Source organism: Nonomuraea sp. NPDC048901 (genome assembly GCF_040649695.1).
In the GTDB taxonomy this organism is placed as follows: domain Bacteria; phylum Actinomycetota; class Actinomycetes; order Streptosporangiales; family Streptosporangiaceae; genus Nonomuraea.
This window is the reverse complement of sequence record NZ_JBEZFW010000003.1, coordinates 908,704-931,282: the sequence shown is the minus strand read 5'-3', so window position 1 is coordinate 931,282 and position 22,579 is coordinate 908,704. Positions and strand designations below refer to the sequence as shown.

The window sequence follows — 22,579 nt, the reverse complement described above, 5'->3', positions numbered from 1 at the left end:
GGGCATGACTGTCCTGGCCGCCGTTATCGCCCTGGTCGGTTCCCTATTCTTCGCGCTCGGCGCCGCGCTTCAGCAGTTCGAAGCGGCCGGTACGACCAAGCCCACCCTGCTCATGCTGTTGCGGAGGCCGCGCTGGCTGCTCGGCGGCCTGTCGATCCTGTCCGGCGGCGGCCTGCACATCGTCGCCCTGGGCCTGGGCCCGCTGACCGTCGTGCAGCCGATGGGGGTGGCGAGCCTGCTGTTCGCTCTGCCGATCGCCGCCGCGCTGCACGGCCGCCGGCCCTCACGCAAGGAACTGAGCGCCGCGGGTGTGGTGGCGGCCGGGCTGATCGGCCTGGTCCTGCTGGTGCCCGCGGCCGAAGGCCCGACGTACCTGAGCCCGAACGGCGTACTGACGCTGCTGGCGGTCGCCGGCATCGCGTCGGTGCTGCTCTGGGCGGGCTCGAAGATCGCCTCGCCGGCGGGCCGGGCGGCGCTGCTGGCCACCAGTTCGGGCGTGTTGTACGGCGCCACGGCCACGCTCATGCGGGCGCTGGTCGACGGCTCCTGGAACTGGTGGTACCTGCTGGCGATGCCGGTGCCCGCACTGCTGGCGCTGATGATGCTCCAGCGGGCCTACGCCGTCGGCCACTTCGGCGTCTCCTTCGCCTCGCTGCAGATCGCCGACCCGCTCACGGCGGTCGCCTTCGGCGCGCTGCTGCTGGGCGAGCCGCTGCCCTCCGGACTGGCCCCGATCGCGGCGGCGGCGCTGACCGCGGCGGGGACCTTCGCACTGGCTCGCACCACTCCGCTGGAGGCGCGCCACTGACCTGCCCCCGAACCACCTACCCCCCACCACCTACTCCCGCACCGGCCTTCCCCAGCCGGTCGGCGATCATCCTTTCGACTGGAGTCCCCTGTCATGGTCATGCCCCTGCGCACCACCGCCGCCCAGCGCCCCGAGCTCGCGCCCGCCCCCGCGCGTCCGCGGCGCATCCTGATCTCCACCGACACCTACCCACCCGATGTCAACGGCACCGCCGTCTTCACCTACCGCCTGGCCAGCGGCCTGGCGGCGCGCGGCAACGAGGTGCACGTCGTCTGCCAGTCGGACCAGGGCCCGGCCACGGCCGACGTGGTCGACGGCGTGGTGGTGCACCGGCTGCGCTCCGCGCCCCTCCTGGTCCACCCCACGATGCGGGTCACCGTCCCCACCCGGCTGGACTGGCTGATGAACGCTGTCCAGCCCGACGTCCTGCACTCCCAGGGCCACTTCGTGGTCGGCCGGGCCGCCATCGCCGCCGCCCGCCGCCGCCAGGTGCCCATCGTGGCCACCAACCACTTCATGCCGGACAACCTCTTCCAGTTCGGCCACATCCCCGACCGGCTCCGGCAGAAGGCCGGTCAACTGGCCTGGCGCGACTTCGCCCGGATCTTCGACCGCGCCGACCGCATCACCACGCCCACGCCGCTGGCCGCCAAGCTGCTGGCCGACCAGGGCTTCGCCCGCGAGGTGGAGCCGGTGTCCTGCGGCATCGACCTGGCCCGCTTCTACCCGCACGCCGAGCCCAAGGCGTGGGCCCGCAAGCTGTTCGACCTGCCCGACCGCCCCACCGCCCTGTTCGTCGGCCGCCTGGACGAGGAGAAGCGCCTCGACGAGCTCGTCCGCGCGCTGCCGTACGTGCTCAACGAGACCGACGCGCAGATCGCGCTCGTCGGGCAGGGCAACCAGCGGCCGGAGCTGGAGCGGCTGGCCGAGCGCATCGGGGTCCGCGAGCGGGTGTTCTTCCTCGGCTACGTGCCCGACGAGAACATGCCGCAGGCCTTCGCCGCCGCCGACCTGTTCGCCATGCCGAGCGTCGCCGAGCTGCAGAGCATCGCGACCCTGGAGGCCATGGCCAGCGGGCTGCCCGTGGTCGCGGCGAACTCCATGGCCCTGCCGCATCTGGTGGCGGACAACGGCTACCTGTTCGAGCCGCGAGACGTCATGGCGCTGGCCCGCCACATGACCACCATCCTCACCGACGACGACCTGCGTGCCCGCCTCGGCAAGGCGAGCCGCGACCTGGCCCTCACGCACGACCACCAGAACTCCCTGGCCCGCTTCGAGAAGATCTATGACGAGGTGACCCGATGACCCGGACGGACCTCCCAGGTCGCGGTGTGGAGCCGGTTCCGGTGACGGTGCCCGTGGTGAGCGCCGTGGCCGGCGCGCTGGCCGCCGTCGCCGCGCTCGGCTACGCGCAGTTCGCGCTGCCCGGTCAGCCGCTGCTGAGCGACTACGCGCTGATCCCCGGCGGGATGGCGCCCGTGCTGATCGGCATGCTCGCGCTGGCCGGGTCCTGCCTGTCCCTCGCGTACGCGCTGGCGACCCGCGAGCCCGCGCGCAGCGCGGCCGCCCGGGTACTGCTGCTGGCCGCCACGGCCGGCTTGATGCTGAGCGCGGTCTTCCCCACCGACCCCGGCAACGCGGCGGTCGGCTCGCTGGCAGGTGAGATCCACCGCTGGTCCTCGGCCGTCATCTTCACCACCCTGCCCGTGGCCGGCTGGACCCTGGCCAGGGGCCGCGCGCCCCTGCCGAAGTGGAACCGGGTCAGGGCGCTCAGCGTGACCTCGGTGGTGGCGCTGGTCGCCTATCTGGCCGCGCACCCGGCCGCCTTCACCTCGCCGCTGATCGGCGGCGGCGCCTACTACGGGCTGCTGGAGCGCGGCGTGGTGCTGGCCGACATCGCGCTGGTCGTCTGCATGGCCATGACCGCCGTGGAACGGCGCCCCGCAGCCCGGTCAGCGGCACGGCCCGGTCCGGCCGAGCACCCCGAGCATCCCGAGCACCCCGAGCACCCCGAGCGCCTGGCGGCCTGACGCGCCGGCACGTCGCCTCGCCCGTCAGCCTGCCAGGGGGACGCTCCCCGGCGGTCTGACGCGCCGACACTTCGTCCGGCGTCGAAGGGATTCCGGCCTAGCGTGGGTCCCATGCTCATCACCCGCCATGCCGAAGCCGTATCGGTGCTGGCCGACACCCGTTACGTGCCGCCTCCGGTGCGCCAGGACGCGCCCTACGGGACGCTGGCCTGGCTCCGTTCCCAGGTGTCCCGGTTCAGCACCGGCGAGGTCCACGCCGAACGACGCCGACTGGTCACCGAACGACTCGCCGCGCTCGACCCGGCCGCGCTGAGACAGGCCGCCACGGCGAAGACGCTGGAGCGGGGCGGCGACTGGCCGGGCGTCCCGACGGCGGTGCTCGGCGCCGCGCTCGGGGTCACCGACGAGAAGCGGCTGACGGGAGCGGTGACGGCCGCCGCCGCGGGCTACCTGTCGGGCGAGGCCGGGCCCGAGGCCGACGCCGCGGTGGCCGAGCTGGTCGAGCTCCTGTCCGGCGCGGGCGACCCGATCCCCGGGATCACCATCCTCCTGCAGGCCCACGCCGCCACGACGGCCCTCATCACGAACGCGCTCACCCACGCCGAACCCGGCGACGACACCGACGACCTGCTGCACGAGACGCTCCGCCACGATCCGCCGCTCAAGGCCAGCCGCAGGCTCGACCGGCAGACGGGCGAGGAGGTCACGATCGACCTGGTGGCCGCCAACCGCGACCCGGCCGTCTTCCAGCGACCCGAGCTGTTCGACGTCTCGCGCGGCCCGACGCCCCACCTGACATTCGGCTCGGGCGTGCGCCCCTGCCCCGCCTCCGCCCACGCGCTCGCCCTGGCGGCCGGCGTGCTGGAGGCGATCCTGCGACCGAAGGACATCCGATGAGCACCGCGTTCCGCGACCTGCACCGGCCGGGCGACCCGCTGCTGCTGCCCAACGCCTGGGACTACGGGTCCGCCGCCATGCTGGCCGCCCAGGGCTTCCCGGCGATCGGCACCACCAGCCTCGGCGTGGCCGCCGTACACGGCAAGCCGGACGCCGCGGGCGCCACCAAGGCGGAGACGATCGAGCTGGCCGAGCTGCTCACGGACCTCGGCGTCCTGATCACCGTCGACATCGAGGGCGGCTTCAGCGACGATCCGGCACAGGTGTCCGACCTGGTCGCGGCGCTCGCGGCCCTGGGCGTCGCGGGCGTCAACCTGGAGGACGGCCGGCCCGACGGCACGCTGCGGCCGATCGGGCTGCACCAGCGGATCATCGAGGCGGCCAAGGGCCACGGCGTGTTCGTCAACGCCCGGACCGACACCCACTGGCTGAAGACGGGCGACACGCGGGAGCGGGTGAGCGCCTACGGGCACGCCGACGGCGTCTTCGTCCCCGGCCTGCGCGAGCTGGGGGAGATCGCCGAGGTGGTGGCGAGCACGCCGCTGCCGGTCAACGTGCTCTTTTTGCCTGACGGGCCCACGCTGGCCCAGCTCGCCTCGGTGGGCGTCGCCAGGGTGAGCACCGGGTCGCTGCTGTACCGGGCCTCGCTGCACGGGGCGTTGACTAGCCTGCTGGCCGTACAGGGGAAGACGGCACCGCCGGCGCCGACGTACGCGGAGATCGTCGCGATGCTGCCGGGACCGCGATAGCGGAGATCGTGGCGATGCCGCCGGCGCCGCGATAGCGGACTAAGCGGAGATCGCCGCGATAATCGAGGCATGCGCTTCGAAATCCTCGGCCCGGCCCGGGCGCTGGGTGAGGACGGCGAGCCGATCGCGCTCGGCGGCCCCCGGGTGCGGGGGCTGCTCACACTGCTGGCACTCGACGCGGGCCGGGTCGTCGGCGCCGAGCGACTGGCCGCCGCCCTGTACGGCCCGCAGCCGCCCGAGGGCGTGGCCAACGCGCTGCAGGCGCAGGTGTCGAGGCTGCGCCGGGCGCTGGGCAAGGACCGGGTGGAGTTCCACCCGGCGGGCTACCGGCTGGCGGCCGACCCGCAGGACGTCGACGCGCACCGGTTCGAACGGCTGGCCGGTGACGGCCGGCTCGCCCTCGGCGCGGGCGACCCCCGCCGCGCGACGTCACTGCTGCGCGAGGCGCTGGCCCTGTGGCGAGGCGCGCCGCTGTCCGACGCCCCGCACGCGGAGGCGGCCGCCGCCGGGCTGGAGGAGCTGCGCCTGGCCGCCGTCGAGGACCGTGTCCAGGCCGATCTGGAGCTGGGCGCCCATCGCGAGCTGGTCGCCGAGCTGCGGCGGCTCACGGCCGCCCACCCGCTGCGCGAGCGGATGCGGGCCCAGCTCATGCGGGCCCTGTACGGCAGCGGCAGGCAGGCCGAGGCGTTGACCGCCTACGCCGACGCCCGGCGGATCCTCGACGAGGAGCTGGGCGTCGAGCCGGGAGCCGAGCTGGCCGCGGCGCACTTAGCCGTGCTCAGGGCCGACCCTTCGCTGGCGGCCACAGTGGCGACCACAGTGGCGGCCGTGAGCAGGCAGGGCCTGCGCGCCCAGCTCACCAGCTTCGTCGGCAGGGCCGAGGAGCTGCGCCAGGTGGGCGCCCAGCTGGAGGCGGCCAGGCTCGTCACGCTCATCGGACCGGGCGGGGCGGGCAAGACCCGGCTCGCGATGGAGGCCGCCGAGCGGACCACCGGTGACGTCTGCGTCGTGCAGCTCGCGCCCGTCACCGACCCCGCCGACGTGCCGAAGGCGGTGCTGGCGGCGCTCGACATCCGTGACACCCGGCTGTCCGGCCACGACCGGCCCGCCGTCGATCCCGTGTCCCGCCTGCTCGCCGCGCTCGCCGACCGCGCGCTGCTGCTGGTGCTCGACAACTGCGAGCACCTCGTCGCGGCCGCGGCCGAGCTGACCGACCTGCTGCTGGCCTCCTGCCCCGCGCTGCGGGTGCTGGCGACCAGCCGCGAGGCCCTGGGCATCACCGGCGAGTCCCTGCTGCCCGTGGCGCCGCTGCGGCTGCCGCCGCCCGACGCCGCGAACCCCCTCGACTACCCCGCCGTCCGGCTGTTCGCCGACCGGGCGGCCGCGGTCCGGCAGCCGGTCGACGAGACGAACCTGGCCCAGGTGGCCGGCATCTGCCGGGCGCTCGACGGGCTGCCGCTCGCGATCGAGCTGGCGGCCGCGCGGCTGCGCACGATGTCGGTCGGCGACGTGGCGGCGCGGCTCGACGACCGCTTCCGGTTGCTGGCCCGCGGCAGCCGTACGGCCCTGCCCAGGCACCAGACGCTCCGCGCGGTCGTGGCGTGGAGCTGGGACCTGCTCGACGAGCGGGAGCAGCGGATGGCCAGGCGGCTGACGGTGTTCGTGGGCGGTGCCACGCCCGATTCCGCGGAGCGGGTGTGCGGGCTGCCGGAGGAGGTGCTGTTCTCGCTGGCGGAGAAGTCGCTGGTCGAGGCCGTGGACGGCCGCTACTGGATGATGGAGACGATCCGGGCGTTCTGCGCCGAGAAGCTCGCGGAGTCGGGCGAGACGGAGGTGGTGCGCGAGGCGCACGCCGACTGCTACCTGGCGCTGGCCGTCGAGGCGGACGGCCACATGCGCAAGGCCGAGCAGCTGGAGTGGCTGGCGCGCCTGGACGAGGAGAGCGACAACCTGGCCGCCGCCGTGCGCTGGTCGGCCGAGACCGGCCGGCAGGAGCTGGGCCTTCGGATCCTCGCCTACTCCGCCTACTACTGGTGGATGCGCGGCCACCGGGGCACCAGTGCGAACCTGGCCGACGGGCTGATCGCCGATATGGGCAGCACCCCTCCCGAGGGCCTCGAAGAGGAGTACGCCATGTGCGTGCTGGTCGCGGCCTGGGGCAGGCAGCCGGGTGACGAGCTGCGTGCCCGGCTGGACAAGCTCCGCCGCCTGCTGCCGATCGCCTACCTGCCGACGCGGCTGGAGTCCCTGACGATGATGCTGTCGATGTTCACCGGCCCGCCCGACGACTACGAGAGCCTCCAGAAGCTGGTGGCCCACCACTCCGACACCCTGCCGCCCTGGTCACGGGCCTTGGCGCACTGCGGCTTCGCGTTCATGCTGCAGATCATCGGCCGTGGCGACGAGGCCAGGGCCGAGTTCGAGCTGTCGCTGACCGCCTTCCGGGCCCTCGGTGAACGCTGGGGCGCCACGCTGGCGCTCGGCGGGCTCGGCGAGCTGGCCTATGAGCAGGGTGACTACGCGGCCTCGCGCGACCTGGCCGACCAGGGGCTGCGGACGTCCGGGGAGCTGGGCGCGAAGGCGGACATGGCCGAGTGCCTGTGCCTGCGCGCCGACTCCGTGGCCCGGCTGGGCGACCTCGACGGGGCGCGGGTCGACTATCTGCGGGCTGCCGAGATGGCCCGCCGGATCGGCTCGGGTGACACGATGGCCAGGGCGCACGTGGGGCTGGGCGAGCTGGCGATGCTCCGCGGCGACCGCGACGAGGCCCGCGCGCTCATGGAGCAGGCCCTGGCCGAGTGCCCTGGCGACTGGTACAGCGCGGGAGAGGTCCGCGCCCGTATCCAGGCCGGGTTGACCGAGCTCGGGGAGATCGTCAGCGAGCGGTAGGCGATCGGTCAGCGCCTCCGAACATGGTGGTCCGCATGCGCACCATCAACAGCAAATGGTCCTGTCTGGCCGTCGCGTGCCTGGCCAGCCTCCTCCTCTCGCTCGATATGACAGTCCTGCACCTGGCCCTGCCCAGGCTGGTCGGCGACCTCGGCGCGAACGCCACGCAGCTCCTGTGGATCGGCGACATATACGGCTTCGCGCTCGCGGGGCTGCTCGTCACCATGGGCAATCTCGGCGACCGCGTCGGCCGCAAGCGCCTGCTGCTCATCGGCGCCGCCGCGTTCGGGGTCGCCTCGGCGGTGACCGCCTACGCCCCCAATCCGGAGCTGCTCATCGCGGCCAGGGCGCTGCTCGGCGTGGCCGGGGCGACGATCATGCCGTCGACGCTGTCGATCCTCCGGAACGTCTTCACCGATCCCGGAGAGCGGACCGCCGCCGTCGGCCTCTGGAGTGGGATGAGCGCCGCCGGGTTCGCCGTGGGGCCGGTCATCGGCGGGCTGCTGCTCGACCATTTCTGGTGGGGCTCGGTCTTCCTGATCAACGTGCCGATCATGGCGCTGGTGCTGGTCGGCGGCGTTCTCGTACTGCCGGAGTCACGCAACCCCGACGCCGGCCGCGTCGACCTGCCGAGCGTGGCACTCTCCTTCGTCGGCATCGTGACGGCCATCTACGCGATCAAGGAGGCGGCCCACCAGGGGTTCGGGAACGTCGGCGTGCCGGTGGCGGCCGTGCTGGGCGTGGCGTGCCTGGGGCTGTTCGGGTGGCGCCAGACCAGGCTGGCGGAGCCGCTGATCGACGTGCGGCTGTTCAGGAACCGGGCCTTCAGCGCGTCGATCGGCACCAACCTACTGGCGATCTTCACGATGACCGCCATGTCGCTGATGTCCGCCTGGTACTTCCAGCTCGTGCTCGGCTGGACGCCGCTTCAGGCCGGGCTGGCGAGCCTGCCGGGCGGGCTCAGCGGCGCGATCAGCGGCATGCTGGCGGGCCGGGTCATCGGGCTCCTGGGTAGGAACGGCGTCGTGGCGCTCGGCCTGGCGCTGGCCGCGGGCGCGTTCCTCTGCTACAGCACGTTCGGGCTCGACACGAGCCTGCTCGCCATACTCGCTCCGCAGTTCCTCAGCGGGATCGGGATCGGGTTCGCCTTCACCGTCAACCACGACAACGTGCTGGCCACCGCGCCCAAGGAGCGGGCCGGGGCGGCGGCCGCGGTGTCGGAGACGGCGTTCGAGCTGGGCGGGGCGCTGGGCATCGCCATCCTGGGCACCCTGCTGAACAGCTCCTACAGCGCCGGCCTGCGCCTGCCCGCCGGAGTGCCGGACGAGGCCGCCAGGGAGTCGATCGCGGGCGCGCTGCACACGGCCCAGACGCTGCCCGCGGCCCAGGCCGGGCAGCTCATCGAGGCGGCCCGGGTCGCCTACGTCGAGGCCGTCCAGGTCACGGCGCTGGCCACCGCGGCGATGCTGGCCGTGGTGGCGGTGCTCGCGCTGGTGGGGCTGCGCGGCGTGCCCAAGGTCATTCCCGAGACCGTGTCCGAGACGGCCAGAGTCTGACGTTCACAGGTGCTCGCGCAGGAAGTCCGCTGTCGCGTCGACGGCCAGAGTGACGTACGGCTCCTGGTCGTAGAGGTCGATGTGCTGCTTGGCGTCGACCCAGACGAGCTTCTTGGGCTGGTCGAGCCGCCGGAACGCCTCCTCCGCGCCCTCCGGCGAGCAGAACCGGTCCACCACGCCGTGCACGATCAGCGCCGGTTTGGGCGACAGGAAGTCGGCGCCCATCACGTTGTCCATGGTGATCAGCTCGCGGACACTGGCCCGGGTGACCTCGTTCGCCCAGGTCGCCGACGCGCCGCGCGCGCCACCGTAGTAGGCGTACGGCTCGTCGCCGGGCATGGCCGCCTCGCCCTCCTGCGCCACGGCGGGCAGGTATTCCACCGGCCCGCCGAGGTCCTGACGCTCCAGCACCTCGGTGAACGAGGTCAGGGCCGCCTGGTAGTCCATGCCCGAGCGCATCGCGTAGGGGTTGTTGTACGCCCCGGCGATCCCGGCGAAGACCTTCACCCGGGGATCGAAGGCGGCGAACCGCAGCGCGTATCCCCCGCCCAGGCAGATGCCGACCGCGCCGATCCGCGCCGCGTCCACCTCGGGTCGCGCCCGCAGCAGCGACACCGCGGCCCGCAGGTCGCCCAGCTTGCCCTGCGGGTCCTCGTGGCGGCGCGGCTCTCCGCCGGACTCGCCCCAGTTGCGGTGGTCGAAGGCCAGCGTCGCATAGCCCCGCGCGGTCAGCCGCTCCGCGTAGCGCCCGGTGACCTGGTCACGCACCCCGGTGAAGGGTCCGGTGAACACCAGACCCGGCCACGGGCCCGCTCCCTCGGGCACCCGCAGGTCCCCGGCCAGCACGATCCCGTCAGCGGTGAACTCAACCCTCATATGTCCATGATCTCGCCTTCTGATGGACTATCGGTCTTTGGCGGGTTATGAGCCTTGGACCGGGTCATGAGTCTTCGGCTGGTTATGAGTCGAAGCCGAGGCCCATCCGGTCGAGTGCGCGCAGCCAGAAATTGCGCCTGCCCTCGTGCTGGTCGGCCTGCGCGATCGACCACCGGGTGAACTGGATCACCCCGGACCGCACCGGCTCCGGCGGGAACGGGATCGGCTTCTCGCGTACCATCCGCAGGTCGGTCCGCTCGGTACGCTCGCCCGAGAGCAGGTCGAGCATCACGTTCGCGCCGAAGCGGGTGGCGCCGACGCCCATGCCGGTGTAGCCGACGGCGTAGGCCAGCCGGCCGGCGTGCGCCTGGCCGTAGAAGGCGCTGAACCGGCTGCAGGTGTCGATCACGCCGCCCCAGCGGTGCGTGAAGCGCACGTCGGCGAGCTGCGGGAACGTGGTGGCGAAGTGCCCGGCGAGCTTGACGAACGTCTCGTCGCGCTGGTCGTACTCCGGCTTGACCAGGCCGCCGTTGTAGTAGACGGCGTCGTAGCCGCCCCACAGGACACGGTTGTCGTCGGTCAGCCGGTAGTAGTGGAACTGGTTGGCCCCGTCACCGACGCCCTGCCGGTTGCGCCAGCCCACCTCGGCGAGCTGCGCCTCGGTCAGCGGCTCGGTCATGAGCGCGTAGTCGTACACCGGCACCACGAAGTGCTTGAGCCGCCGCAGCAGCGGCGGGAACACGCCGGTGCCGAGCGCGACGCGGCGGCCGGTGGCGACGCCGTGCGGGGTGCGCAGGCTGATCGTGACGCCGTCGTCGACCAGCGAGCGGACCGGGCTGCGCTCATAGACCCGGACGCCGAGCGACACGCAGGCCTCGCGCAGCCCCCAGGCCAGCCGGGCGGGGTCGAGCATGGCGCAGCCGCTGCGGTCCCAGAGCCCGCCCAGGTAGGTGGGCGAGTTCACCTCGGCCCGGACCTGGTCCTGGTCGAGTGGCACGTAGTCGAGGCCGAGCTCGGAGACGAGATCGAGGTGCTCGTTGAGCGCGTCGAGCTGCCATGGCTCGGTGGCGACGTTCAGCTCGCCGGTGCGCTCGAAGGAGCAGTCGATGCCGTAGCGCTCCAGCGTCCGCTCGATCTCGTCGAGATTGGCCACGCCGAGGCGTTCGAGCCGGTCGATCTCGTCGGGCCAGCGTTCGAGGCCGTTGGGCAGGCCGTGGGTGAGGGTCGCCATGCAGAAGCCGCCGTTGCGGCCGGAGGCCGCCCAGCCGATCCTGCGGCCTTCGAGCAGGACGACGTCCTGGTCAGGGTCGCGTTCCTTGGCCAGCAGGGCGGTCCACAGCCCGGTGAAGCCGCCGCCGACCACGACGAGGTCGGCGCTGGTGTCTCCGAAGAGCCGCGGTCGCGGCTCCGGTCTGGCCGGATTGTCCAGCCAGTACGGCTTGCGCTCCGCGTCAGCAAGCGCCTTCAGCGGATCCACACATTCCACTTCCCCACAGTGTCAGTCAGGAATTTTCAGGCACGACGGCGAGCCGTGACCGAGGTGGCGATGGCGATCAGTACCCCGACGCCGAAGATCAGCGTACCCATGACGTTGACCTGCGGCGGGATGCCGGTCTTGACGGACCCGACGATCCACAGCGGGAAGGTGACGGTGGAGCCGTTCACGAAGCTGGTCACCACGTAGTCGTCGATCGACAGCGCGAACGACAGCATCGCCCCGGCCAGCACGCCCGGCAGGATCGACGGCAGCGTCACCTGCCGGAAGGTCCCCCAGCTGGTCGCCCCGAGATCCTTGGCCGCCTCCTCCAGCGCCGGATCCAGCACGATCACCCTGGCCCGTACGGTGACGACGACGAACGACAGCGAGAACAGCACGTGCGAGACGATGATCGTGTTCGCGTCGCGCGGCACGTTGCCCGAGACGAACAGCGACAGCAGCGACGCCCCCATGACCAGCTCGGGCGTCGAGATCGCGGCGAACACCAGGAAGTTCGTCACCCCCTGGCCCCGGAAGCGGTATCGGCCGATGGCCAGTCCCAGCATGGTGCCGATCACGACCGTGATGAGCGTGCTGACCAGGGCGATCACCAGCGAGTTGCGCAGCGCGACGGTCAGGTCGGAGATGTCGAAGAGCTGGCCGTACCACTTGAGGGTGAAGCCCTGCCAGGTGGTGTTCGACTTGCTCTTCTTGTCGTTGAACCCGAACAGGATCATCACCGCGATCGGCGACGACAGCCAGACGATGATCAGCCAGGTGTAGACGTGCAGCAGCCGGTCCCCGAGCCCGCGGCCCCTCATCGCGCCGCCGCCTCTAGGACGTTCTCGGTGCCGAGCGCTTTGGCGTAGATGAAGATGCCCACAAGCAGCACGGCCATCAGCGTGAACGACAGTGCCGAGGCCGTCGGGTAGTCGAGGTTCGTCAGATACTCGGTCTGGATGATGTTGCCGATCATCGTGTTGGACGTGCCGCCGAGGATCTGCGCGTTGACCGGGTCCGCCGTGGCGGGCACGAACGTCATCAGCACCCCGGCGAACACCCCCGGCAGCGACAGCGGCAGCACCACCCGGCGGAAGGCCGCCGTGCGCGAGGCGTACAGGTCGTAGGCCGCCTCGATGACCCGCGGATCGACCCGCTCCAGCGCCACGTAGATCGGCAGGATCATGAACGGCAGGAAGTTGTAGGTCAGCCCGCCCACCACCGCGAACGTCGTGGCCAGCACGTGGAAGCCGACGGGCAGCACGCCCCAGCTCTTCAGCGGGCCGAACAGGACGCCGTCGTCGGCCAGCAGGAAGCCCCACGAGATCGTCCGCAGCACGAACGACACGAAGAACGGCAGCAGCAGCAGGAACAGGTACATCGACTTGCGCGCGCCGCCCTTGAAGGCGATCCAGTACGCCACGGGATAGCCGATGACCAGCATCGCCACCGTGGCGAGCCCGCCGTACAGGAGAGAGCGCAGGAGCTGCGGGCTGTAGCGGCTGAGCGCGTCGGTGTAGTTGGAGAAGCTGAACGTCATGGCGAAGCCGTCGATCGCGTTGCCCGTCTGCAACGACACCGACGCCATCGCGGCCATCGGCACGACCAGGAAGATTCCCAGCCACATCCAGCTCGGCAGCGCCAGCAGATAGGGGGTGAGCCGCCTCATCGGCTACGCCTGCGTGATCGACTGGAAGATCGGGTTGAACACCTGCTCCTGCTTGGTGCTCAACTTGGTGTACGTGCGCAGCTTGGCGTAGTCAGCCTCCGACGGGAACATCAGCGGGCTGTCGACCATGTCCTCCAGCGACTTCTTCGCCTCGCCCGTCGCCTTCCCGGCCTTCTCGCGCAGCAGATCCTGTACGGCCGGCACCGGCGTGACGTACTGGATGAACTCATCCAGTTCGGCGGCGACGGCCGGCTGGTAGAGGTAGTCCATGAGGATGAGCGCGTCGAGCGGGTTGGCGGCGTTCTTGGGGATGAGCATGTTGTCGGTCCAGATCGTGCCGCCCTCCTCGGGCACGACGAACTTGACCGGCTCACCGGCGAGCTGCCGCTGGAAGACGTCGCCCGACCAGGCCATGCTGATCCAGACGTCGCCCTTGGACACGGCATCGATATAGCTCTGGTCGTAATATTTCCGGACAATTCCGGCGTCGCGTTGGGCCTTGAGCTTCGCCCCGGCCTTCTGCCAGTCGGCCTCGGTCGACTTCTCCGGGTCCAGGCCCAGGGCGAACATGCCGAAGTTGGCGATCTCCTGCGCGTCGCTCATCATGCCGACCCGGCCCTTGTACTTCGGATCGAAGAGCGCCTCGATGCTCTTGGGCTCGTCCTTGACGTACTTGGTGTTGTAGGCGATCCCCGTCACACCCGACGTGTACGGCATCGTGTAGACGTTGCCGGGGTCGTAGGCGCGATCCTTGTACTTGTCACCGACGTTGGCCAGGAAGTTCGGCATCTGCGAGTGGTCGAGCGCCGTGACGTAGCCCAGGTCGATCATGTGCTGGAGCTGGACGCCGTTGGTCATCACGACGATGTCGAAGCCGAGCGACTGGCCCGCCCTGAGCACGGGGTCGGCCTTGCCGAAGAACTCGGCGTTCTCCTGGATGACCTCCTTGTACTCGTACGAGATGCCGGTGGCCTGCTGGAACTTCTTCAGCGGCGCCTGGTCCTCGGGCATGTACTCGGGCCAGTTGGCGAAGACCACCCGGCCGTGCTTGGTCTGCTTGGCCCAGAACTCCTTGACGGCGTCGGCCTTGGGCGGCGCCGCCTTCTTGCCCTGCACGCCGCAGGCAGCCAGGGCGAGCCCGGCGGCGGACAGACCGGCGATCCTGAAGGCGTCTCGACGGGTACGGGCTTGGGTCATGCCCCTCAGGAGGGCTGGGTTGATCGAGGGGTCCATGAATCAACTTCCGATCGCATAAGAGTGCTGCGCCCTCCACGACAGCCAGACGGGATCGCCCCGCTCCGCGGTGGTCGTCGAGTCGAGCGCGTTCTGCTGGAACACCGTGATCTCGGCCCCGTCGGCGAGGCTCACGGCGTAACTGTTGTAGGTCCCCAGGTAGACCACCTCGGCCACGGTGCCGGGCACGGCGCTGACGTCGCCGTCGGGCTGCTCCGTCGAGATGGTGATCTTCTCCGGCCGGACGGTCACGGTGACCTGACCGTTCCGCTCGGGCACCAGCACCCGGCCGCCGCCGACGGTCAGCACGCCGCCGGCCGCCGTGCCCGCCAGCAGGTTGGAGGTGCCGATGAACCCGGCCACGAACGCCGTCGCGGGCCGCTCGTAGATCTCGCGCGGCCCGGCCAGCTGCTCGACCAGGCCGTCGTTCATGACCGCGATCCGGTCGCTCATGGTGAGCGCCTCGCCCTGGTCGTGCGTCACGTACACGAACGTGATGCCGACCTCGCGCTGGATGCGCTTGAGCTCGATCTGCATGGCCTGGCGGAGCTTGAGGTCGAGCGCGCCGAGCGGCTCGTCGAGCAGGAGCGCCCGCGGCTTGTTGACCAGGGCGCGGGCCAGCGCCACCCGCTGCTGCTGGCCGCCGGACATCTCGCGCGGCCGGCGCTTCTCCCGGCCGGTGAGATCGACGATCTCCAAGATCTCGCCGACGCGCTGCCTGATCTCCTGCTGCGGCACCTTGCGCTGCTTGAGCCCGAACGCCACGTTGTCCCACACGCTCATGTGCGGGAACAGCGCGTAGGACTGGAAAACCATGTTCACGTCACGCTTGTTCGGCGGGACATCCGTCACGTCCTTGCCGTGCAGCCTGACCACGCCACGCGAGGGGTCCTCGAACCCCGCGACCATCCGCATGGTCGTGGTCTTGCCGCACCCGGACGGGCCAAGGAGCGAGAAGAACTCCCCCTCGGCGATGCCCAGCGTTATGCCCTTCACGGCCTGGACGACCTCGCCGTGCGAGAGGTACTCCTTGACGACGTCATCCAGTTCGATCGCGTTCAACTCGGCCATGCACAGTCCTTAGTCGCCGATGTAGTGCATGACGTGCTTGACCCGGGTGTAGTCATGCAGACCGAACACCGAGAGATCCTTGCCGTAGCCCGAGTGCTTGAAGCCGCCGTGCGGCATCTCCGACACGAACGGGATGTGCGTGTTCACCCAGACCACGCCGAAGTCGAGCCTGTTGGACATGCGCATGGCGCGGCCGTGGTCGGAGGTCCAGACGGAGCCGCTCAGGCCGTACCTGACGTCGTTAGCCTTGGTCAGCGCGTCGGCCTCGTCGGAGAAGGTCTGGACGGTGATGACCGGGCCGAACACCTCGTTCTGCACCATCTCGTCGTCCTGCTTGAGCCCGTCGACGATCGTGGGGGCGAAGAAGTACCCCTTCTCGCCGACGCGGTGACCACCGGTGAGCACCTTGGCGTGCGCCGGGACGCGCTCGATGAAGCCCTGCACCCTGGCCAGCTGGTTCTCGTTGTTGAGGGGGCCGTACAGCGCCTCGTCGTTGGACAGGTCACCGGTCACGGTGCCGGCGGCGGCCTCGGTCAGCGCGGCGACGAACTCGTCGTGCACGCTCTCGTGGACCAGTACGCGGCACGCGGCCGTACAGTCCTGGCCCGCGTTGTACAGGCCCGCGGTGGCGATGTCGCCGGCGGCCTTGCGCAGGTCCTTGACGTCCTCGAAGACCACGACGGGCGCCTTGCCGCCGAGCTCCAGGTGCACCCGCTTGAGGTCGTCGGCGGCGGTCTTGGCCACCGACATGCCGGCGCCGACGGAGCCGGTGATGGCGACCATGGCCGCGGTCGGATGGCCCACGACGAGCGCGCCGGTCTCCCGGTCACCTGTGACCACGTTGAAGACGCCGGCGGGCAGCACCTCGCCGAGGATCTCGGCCAGCTTGAGCGTGGAGGCCGGGGTGGTGTCGGACGGCTTGAGCACGATCGTGTTGCCGGCGGCCAGCGCCGGGGCGATCTTCCAGACCGCCATCATCATCGGGTAGTTCCACGGCGTGACCTGCCCGATCACGCCGATCGGCTCGTGCCTGATCACGCTGGTGTGCTCGGCGAGGAACTCGCCCGCAGTGGGGCCTTCCAGCGTACGGGCGGCGCCGGCGAAGAAGCGGAAGTGATCGGATGCGACCGGGGTCTCGTCCTCGGCCATGCGCGCCCGCGGCTTGCCGGTGTTCAGGCACTCCGCCTCGTTGATCTCGTCGGCGCGGGCGTCGATGGCGTCGGCCACCTTGAGCAGCAGGTTGGCCCGCTCGCCCGGGGTGGTCCGGCCCCATGACTCGAACGCGGCAGCCGCGGCGGCGTAGGCGGTGTCGACGTCCTCGCTGCCCGAGATCGGGGCCTGCAGATAGGCCTCGCCCGTGCAGGGGTCGATGACATCGGAGAATCGGCCGCTCTTGGCGTCCACATACTCACCGTTGATGAAGTTCTGCAGACGGGTCGTCATGCGCTCTCCTTCGTCGGTCGCCTGACCAAGGTGCTGTGCCTATGGATGACCTCGACAAGCTCGGTCATGTGACCTCCTGGTGAGGTGGCTGAGATGCCGAGACTCTTACAGAGCACACGCCTCACGACAAGGGATTTCGTGGCGAATATACCAAATTGCTACGAATTCGCTTGACAGAGCGATCAGAACTGACACCATGTCGCACCAGGACGGCAACACCGCGGGAATGCGCCCGCAACGCCGGACCGCTAGGAGGATCCTCGCAATGTCCACGCCGCCCCGCGTACGACGCAACAGTGACGCGCCCTCTGGGCCGTTCGTGCTCGACGATCTCTCCAAGCAGATCATCGAACAACTGCAGAGCGACGGGCGCATGCCGTACGCGGCGATCGGCAAGGCCGTGGGCCTGTCGGAGGCGGCGGTCCGGCAGCGGGTGCAGCGCCTGCAGGAGGCCGGGGTGATGCAGATCGTCGCGGTGACGGACCCCCTGACGCTCGGCTTCCCACGGCAGGCGATGATCGGGGTCAACTGCGAGGGCGACCTGGAGTCGGTCGCGGACGAACTGGCGGCGATCGACGAGATCGACTATGTCGTGCTGACGGCCGGGTCGTTCGACGTGATCGTCGAGGTGGTGTGTGAGGGGGATGGGCACCTGCTGGAGATCCTCAGCAAGATCCGGGCCATCCCGGCGGTGCGGGCCACCGAGTCGTTCGTGTATTTGAAGTTGCGCAAGCAGACTTACTCGTGGGGGACGCGCTGAGCTGACTGGAGGCGGGGTGTGTACGCCCGCCTCAAGTCATCGTTCGGCTGCGGGTCAGGCGAAGAGTTCCTCCGCCGTGGAGACCAGAGCCGCCCGCTTCAGCCACAGCTCGAGCTGTGCGGCGTCATCGCAGGTCGTGATGTGCTCGCGGTCGCTGTCGGACAACACGATCTCGCAGGCCGCGAGCACCCTGAGGAGCCCCTTGACCATCCCCTTGGTCACGCCCTCGGCGTATCTCCTGGCGTACCTCTTGGCCATCCCCTCGGGATACCCCTGGGCGATCGCCTCGGCGTATCCCTCGGCGATCAAACTCTGGGCGCACGCCTCCTAGTAGAGAGAGTTCTCAGGCAAAGACTTCCTCCACCGTGGAGACCAGAACCGCCCGCTTGAGCCACAGCTGGAGGCGTGCGATGTCGCCACAGGTCGTGATGCGCTCACGGTCGCCGTCGGACAACGTCATCCCTCGAGTCTCGAGCACCATGAGCAGGGATTCGATATCGCCCTCGACACGCCCCTTGGCGAGCAGGCTCTGGGCGTACTCCCCTTGGTAGAGGTAGGTCTCTGTGGCCATGAGTCGCTCCATTTCCTTGTGTGCGTTGCCTTTCAGCGCCACGGTGACATATTCAGCGTAGCGTCGGGCCACCTGCGGATCGAGGCTGTCCAAAGCCTTCGTGAGGGTGGCGAGGATGGTCGCTATCTGCGGATGGCTGCTCTGCGTGATCGCCGAGATGGCCGCCAGCCCGATGTTGCCGACGGCTTCGGCCACATCCGTGATGACCGGGGTGTTGTCGGGCCCGATCACCAACGGGGTGAGAGTCAGGCCGGGATGGCCGGTTTCGATGGGAAGCGACGCCCACTCGGCGGTGCTTCGCTTCGGGCAGATGACGACCAGACAGACGGGACAGTTGTCGCGGGCGCGGAGGTTGGCGATGTAGGCGAGCCAGGACAAGCGCTTCGTCTTGTCCTGCTCCAGTTGTACCTCGGCGATGACGCCCAGCTTGCTCTTGGCGTCATCGCTGTACAGCAGCGCCGCGTCCGCCCGGTAGACGGCCGGTACGCATTCCGACAAGTCGCAGGACACCTGGGCGCCCTTGGACTCGTCGGGTATCGGGAGGGCGAACAGCTCGCGCAGCATCCGCGCCGTAAGTTCGGGGTCGAGAGTAGTGATCCCGACCAGCCCCTCGTGCAATGGGGTGATCATGGCCGAGATATTACTCTACGTAGTCATGAAAATACTCTCAGTTTCCAAGTTGGACGGTGGCGATCTCCCAAGGGCGCAAGGGAAGGTGGATCGTGCCAGAGGAGACGGGGAGCGGGTCGCCTGGGCGGCCGCGGAGGTCGGCGTGGCGGGCCTGAGTGAACGTGCCGGAGATGATCGCGTTCGTGGGGGTTTCCGAGTACGCCACGACGCGGAGTTCATGTCGGCCGTCGCGGACCCTGAGCGAGGTCATGACCACGCCGTCGCCCGTCACCGACAGGCCGGAAGCCGCCGGGGGCAGGGCGAGCGACGGGTCGCCGGTGCCCGGCACCACGAGGAGGTCGTGCCGGAACGTCTCGGCCGCCGGTGGCACCGCCGCCCACGACCCGCCGTACGGCATGAGCGCGAGACTGACCGAGCGCAGGCCGCGCGACTGGGCGGCCGGGGTCGGCAGCTGGGGACCGGCGGGCTCCGGGCGCATGACGTGCAGGTTGCGGGAGAGGTAGCCGACCGAGCGCAGCAAGGTGAGGGCCAGCTCCGCCCCGTCCTCCACCAGTTCGTACTCGGTGACGTGCTCCAGCAGCGCCGCGACACCACCGGCGGCCACCCACCCGGAGGCCGGGAACGTGGGCAGCGGCTCCTCGCCGCAGCCGCCCTCCGAGGACAGGCCGCGGGTGACGACCGCGAACTGGCCCTCCGCGTGCGAGGCCGCCGCCCGTGTGGGCAGCGGTACGTGCAGGCGTACCCGGTGGTCGGAGCAGCGGTTGTCGAACGAGACGTGCAGTCTGACGTACGGCTCTCCGGCCCGCAGTTCGACCCGCGTGTCGACGACGATCTCCTCGGTCGCCTCGCTCCTGGCGGCGGCCGGGATCTCGGGAGTGCCCTCGATGCCCTGACCGGCGGCGGGCCAGCGGTAGGTACGGCGGACGTCGAAGGCGGCCACCAGCGGGCCCGAGCAGACCAGCGTGAGCTCGACCGACACCGGGTCCGACACGATCCGGTCGTCGGCCGGGGGCGCGTAGTTGTAGGTGTCGCCCACGTCGCCGCCGTCGACGACGCGGCCGGCGCCCGTGAGGGTGGTCCCGTCGGCGCCGGTCAGCGCCAGCGTCCCGTCCGCCGCCACCTCGACGCGCAGCAGCCCGTTGTCGAGCGCCCGCTCCTCGGCCCGCACCCCGGTGACTGGCGCGATCATCGCGGTGGAGGCCCCGGGCGTCGAACCCTCACCACCGGACGCCAAACGCTCGCCACCGGATGCCGCCGGAGAGCCACCCGACGCCTCCTGGGAGCCGCCGGACGCCGTGTCGCGCAAGTTGTCGTGGGATGCCGGTCGGATGCTGGTGTGTCCCAGAGGTGGCGTATCGACGAGTGCGGCGACCGTACGGCGGGCCTCGGCGACGATGCGTACCCGGGTCACCCCGTCGAGCGCCCCGCGCAGTTGCGCCACGTTGAAGGCCGTCGCCGACTCCCGCGCCACCGTGAACGTCAGCGTGCCGTCGTCCACCGACCAGCCGGTGATGTGCTGGCCGTACAGCTCCGTGCCGTGGATGAACGTCAGCGCCGTGGCCGGGTCCATCTCGGCGTCCAGCAGCAGCGTGGGCGCGTACTCCAGGGGCTGCGCGGGCACCCGTGCTCCGGTCGGGTCCACCAGGGGGTCCAGGCCCGCCACGTCCACCAGTACGACGCCGCGTCGCGTGGCGGGCGTCGGGTTGACGACGAGCACCCCGTCCGACGGGACGGCGGCCGACAGCCGGGCGGTGACCATGTCGCGTACGGCCTGCCCGAGGTGCTCGGCCTCGGCGATGCGCGCGGCGACCTGCTGGGCCGTGTCGTCGACGCCGCAGCCGGTCACCGAGTCGTGCCCGCTGGCGTCCACCAGCCGCCACCACGCCATGTCGAGGAAGCGGCCGGGCCAGTCGCCGCCCCAGAGGGTGGCCAGCGGCTCGGCGTAGCGTTCGACCATCCGCTCGGCCCGGCCCATGGCCTGCTTGACGTGGGCGCGTACGGAGATGACGCCGGGCAGGATGTTCGCGCGGGCGTGGGAGCGCAGCTCGCCGGAGACTCGGGGCAGCCCGTCCACAGAACCCGAATAAGCGCCGATATATCCGGACAAGGTGTCCATGCGGGCGCCGATGTCCGCCACCATGCCGGGCAACCCGCGCACGGGGGCCGAATGGTCGGTGCCATACATCGCCAGCAGCGCCCCCTCGGGCCCGTGCCACTCCCGCATCCGCTCGGTGAACTCGGCGGCCCGCTCCGGCAGACGCGCCGGATCCTCGAAGAGGTGCGCCCCGTTGCCGTAGCCGCCGGCCGGAAGGTACTGGGTCCGCAGCGCCGAGCCGTCCGGCGCGACCCAGGCGAAGGCGTCGGTCACCACCGACGACGGCACACCCCGGTAGACGCAGGCGTGCAGCAGCCCGGCCCGCCGCAGGATCTGCGGCATCTGCGCCGTGTGCCCGAACATGTCGGGCAGGTACCCCACCGGCATGGCCCCGCCGAGCTTGTCGGCCCGGTTCATGCCGAGTTCGAGGTTGCGCACGATGTTCTCGCCCGAGCACAGGAACTCGTCGAGCAGGATCTGCCACGGCCCGACCGCCAGCCGCCCGGACTCGACCAGCGCGGCGATGCGGTCGCGGTTCTCCGGCCGGACCTCCAGGTAGTCGTCCACGCAGGCCAGCTGCCCGTCGAGGGTGAAGTGGTAGTCGGGCTCGCGCTCCATCGTGTCGAGCACCTCGTCGAGCAGCGCCACCAGCCGCAGCCGGAAGCGCTGGAAGGGCTCGTACCACTCCCTGTCCCAGTGCGTGTGCGGGACGACGACGATTTCGGCGCTCACGCGGCTTCCCCTCCGATAGGCAGGTCATGCTGTACGGCATAGCGCGCGGCGATGCTCTGGGCCGTGACGATGTCGGCCAGCCCGCCGGCCGCGGCGGTGAGCGGCGGCTCGTCCTCGGTGACGTAGGCGTGGAAGGCGGCCAGCTGCACCTCGAACGCCTCGGTCACATCACGCCACTCGGTCCGGCTCTCGCCGCCCGAGCCGTCACCCGAGACCACGGTCAGCGTCGTGGGCGCGTTCATCAGGTACGGAGAGGGGAAGACCAGCTCCAGCGAGCCCTTGTCGTGGTGGATGACCACGGTCTCCCGGTAGGCCGGGTAGTCCTCCAGGTAGTGCCACCGGATCGAGAACCGTCCGCTGACCGGCAGCGTTCCGGAGATCTCGACGGACCCGGGACCCGGCCCCCACGTCTCAACAGCCGAAATTTCCGCTGGCGACCCGCTAAATCGCCTCAGGAGTGACAAATCGTGGCATATCGATCCGAGGGCTACCCCGTAGAGGGCCCGGACCGAGTCGGGAGCCGACTCCCCCAGCGCCGAGGAGACCAGCGAGTGCTCCGCCGCGCGCAGCGAGGCCAGCAGCGCGGGGTCGACGTCGCGGGCCGGCGTCAGGCTCGCGAAGGCCAGCTGGGACTCGGCGCTCGGATGCAGCACGGTCACCTCGACCGACCGGATCGCGGCCGGACCGCCCAGCTCGGCCAGCAGCGCCTCGGCCCGGCGCACGGCCGGGTCGTACTGCTTCATGTAGCCGACCATCAGCCGCCCCTCGGGCAGCGCCTCGACCTCGGCCCTGGTCAGCGCGAGCGGCTTCTCGCAGAGCACGGCGTAGCCCGCGGCCAGCGCCCGGCGTACCGGCTCGCCATGGGAGCCGGAGGCGAGGATGAGCACGGCGTCGAACCCGCCCTCATCCAGCATGCTCTCCACGGCCGTGAAGCGCCCGGACGCCCCCAGCCGGTCACCGACGACGTCGGCGAGGGCCCGCGACAGGTCACAGACGGCGGTCACCTCGAACAGGTCGCGGCGCCTCGACAGCAGCGGCACGTACACCGCCTGCGTGACGGCGCCGCACCCGACAAGCGCGATCTTCAAAA

19 protein-coding genes are annotated in these 22,579 nt (G+C 70.7%); 8 read left to right on the top strand and 11 right to left on the bottom strand.

The features are described from left to right. The first annotated feature begins 4 nt into the window (after window positions 1-4). The 7 genes from AB0C30_RS13805 to AB0C30_RS13775 all read left to right on the top strand — a co-directional run bounded on the left by AB0C30_RS13805 (window position 5) and on the right by AB0C30_RS13775 (window position 8,932). Window positions 5-808 (top strand): DMT family transporter, encoded by an 804-nt coding sequence (locus AB0C30_RS13805; RefSeq protein ID WP_357943044.1) that lies wholly within the window; start codon window positions 5-7, stop codon window positions 806-808. A 93-nt stretch (window positions 809-901) separates the two neighbouring features. Beyond that, window positions 902-2,116, top strand: coding sequence for a glycosyltransferase (locus AB0C30_RS13800; protein ID WP_357943043.1), 1,215 nt, complete (start codon window positions 902-904; stop codon window positions 2,114-2,116). Beyond that, on the top strand, window positions 2,113-2,841 hold the full coding sequence (locus AB0C30_RS13795; protein WP_357943040.1) for a DUF998 domain-containing protein: 729 nt from the start codon (window positions 2,113-2,115) through the stop codon (window positions 2,839-2,841). Before AB0C30_RS13800 ends, AB0C30_RS13795 begins: the two co-directional genes overlap by 4 nt. A 111-nt stretch (window positions 2,842-2,952) precedes the next feature. Next, the gene (locus tag AB0C30_RS13790) at window positions 2,953-3,738 is read left to right on the top strand and encodes a cytochrome P450 (protein ID WP_357943038.1); all 786 of its coding nucleotides are present in this window, start codon (window positions 2,953-2,955) and stop codon (window positions 3,736-3,738) included. Next, window positions 3,735-4,487 carry an isocitrate lyase/phosphoenolpyruvate mutase family protein gene (locus AB0C30_RS13785; RefSeq protein ID WP_357943036.1) on the top strand — a complete coding sequence of 251 codons (753 nt, stop codon included), beginning with the start codon at window positions 3,735-3,737 and terminating at the stop codon, window positions 4,485-4,487. Before AB0C30_RS13790 ends, AB0C30_RS13785 begins: the two co-directional genes overlap by 4 nt. 69 nt (window positions 4,488-4,556) lie before the next feature. Then, the gene (locus AB0C30_RS13780) at window positions 4,557-7,376 is read left to right on the top strand and encodes a BTAD domain-containing putative transcriptional regulator (protein ID WP_357943034.1); all 2,820 of its coding nucleotides are present in this window, start codon (window positions 4,557-4,559) and stop codon (window positions 7,374-7,376) included. A 35-nt stretch (window positions 7,377-7,411) separates the two neighbouring features. Further along, window positions 7,412-8,932, top strand: a complete 1,521-nt coding sequence (locus AB0C30_RS13775; RefSeq protein WP_357943032.1) for an MFS transporter — start codon at window positions 7,412-7,414, stop codon at window positions 8,930-8,932. 3 nt (window positions 8,933-8,935) lie between these two features. Here the strand turns inward: AB0C30_RS13775 and AB0C30_RS13770 are convergent, their stop codons facing one another. The 7 genes from AB0C30_RS13770 to AB0C30_RS13740 form a co-directional block, all read right to left on the bottom strand. Then, window positions 8,936-9,808, bottom strand: coding sequence for an alpha/beta hydrolase (locus AB0C30_RS13770; protein ID WP_357943030.1), 873 nt, complete (start codon window positions 9,806-9,808; stop codon window positions 8,936-8,938). Window positions 9,809-9,890: 82 nt separating this feature from the next. Then, a complete protein-coding gene (locus tag AB0C30_RS13765) occupies window positions 9,891-11,285 on the bottom strand; it encodes an FAD-dependent oxidoreductase (protein ID WP_357943028.1) in 1,395 nt (464 codons plus the stop codon). A gap of 35 nt (window positions 11,286-11,320) precedes the next feature. Further along, window positions 11,321-12,106 (bottom strand): ABC transporter permease, encoded by a 786-nt coding sequence (locus tag AB0C30_RS13760; RefSeq protein WP_357943026.1) that lies wholly within the window; start codon window positions 12,104-12,106, stop codon window positions 11,321-11,323. After that, on the bottom strand, window positions 12,103-12,954 hold the full coding sequence (locus tag AB0C30_RS13755) for an ABC transporter permease (protein WP_357943024.1): 852 nt from the start codon (window positions 12,952-12,954) through the stop codon (window positions 12,103-12,105). Before AB0C30_RS13755 ends, AB0C30_RS13760 begins: the two co-directional genes overlap by 4 nt. Before the next feature lie 3 nt (window positions 12,955-12,957). After that, complete coding sequence (locus tag AB0C30_RS13750) at window positions 12,958-14,151, bottom strand: spermidine/putrescine ABC transporter substrate-binding protein (RefSeq protein WP_357943023.1); 1,194 nt, start codon at window positions 14,149-14,151, stop codon at window positions 12,958-12,960. A 39-nt stretch (window positions 14,152-14,190) separates the two neighbouring features. Next, a complete protein-coding gene (locus tag AB0C30_RS13745) occupies window positions 14,191-15,258 on the bottom strand; it encodes an ABC transporter ATP-binding protein (protein ID WP_357943021.1) in 1,068 nt (355 codons plus the stop codon). Window positions 15,259-15,267: 9 nt separating this feature from the next. Next, window positions 15,268-16,701: a gamma-aminobutyraldehyde dehydrogenase gene (locus AB0C30_RS13740; protein WP_357943019.1), complete on the bottom strand. Its 1,434-nt coding sequence runs from the start codon at window positions 16,699-16,701 to the stop codon at window positions 15,268-15,270. A 265-nt stretch (window positions 16,702-16,966) separates the two neighbouring features. Between AB0C30_RS13740 and AB0C30_RS13735 the strand changes: the two genes are divergently transcribed. Further along, entirely contained in the window at window positions 16,967-17,461 is a 495-nt protein-coding gene (locus AB0C30_RS13735) for an Lrp/AsnC family transcriptional regulator (protein WP_225290547.1), read from the top strand. Window positions 17,462-17,515: 54 nt separating this feature from the next. Here the strand turns inward: AB0C30_RS13735 and AB0C30_RS13730 are convergent, their stop codons facing one another. From AB0C30_RS13730 to AB0C30_RS13715, 4 genes are read right to left on the bottom strand one after another with little or no spacing between them, the layout of a single operon-like run. Continuing rightward, the gene (locus AB0C30_RS13730; protein WP_357943017.1) at window positions 17,516-17,770 is read right to left on the bottom strand and encodes a hypothetical protein; all 255 of its coding nucleotides are present in this window, start codon (window positions 17,768-17,770) and stop codon (window positions 17,516-17,518) included. Window positions 17,771-17,804: 34 nt separating this feature from the next. Continuing rightward, window positions 17,805-18,650: a hypothetical protein gene (locus AB0C30_RS13725; RefSeq protein ID WP_357943015.1), complete on the bottom strand. Its 846-nt coding sequence runs from the start codon at window positions 18,648-18,650 to the stop codon at window positions 17,805-17,807. Between the two features lie 49 nt (window positions 18,651-18,699). Beyond that, a complete protein-coding gene (locus AB0C30_RS13720; protein ID WP_357943013.1) occupies window positions 18,700-21,489 on the bottom strand; it encodes an alpha-mannosidase in 2,790 nt (929 codons plus the stop codon). Continuing rightward, window positions 21,486-22,577, bottom strand: a complete 1,092-nt coding sequence (locus AB0C30_RS13715) for a Gfo/Idh/MocA family oxidoreductase (RefSeq protein ID WP_357943011.1) — start codon at window positions 22,575-22,577, stop codon at window positions 21,486-21,488. Before AB0C30_RS13715 ends, AB0C30_RS13720 begins: the two co-directional genes overlap by 4 nt. Window positions 22,578-22,579 lie beyond the last annotated feature (2 nt).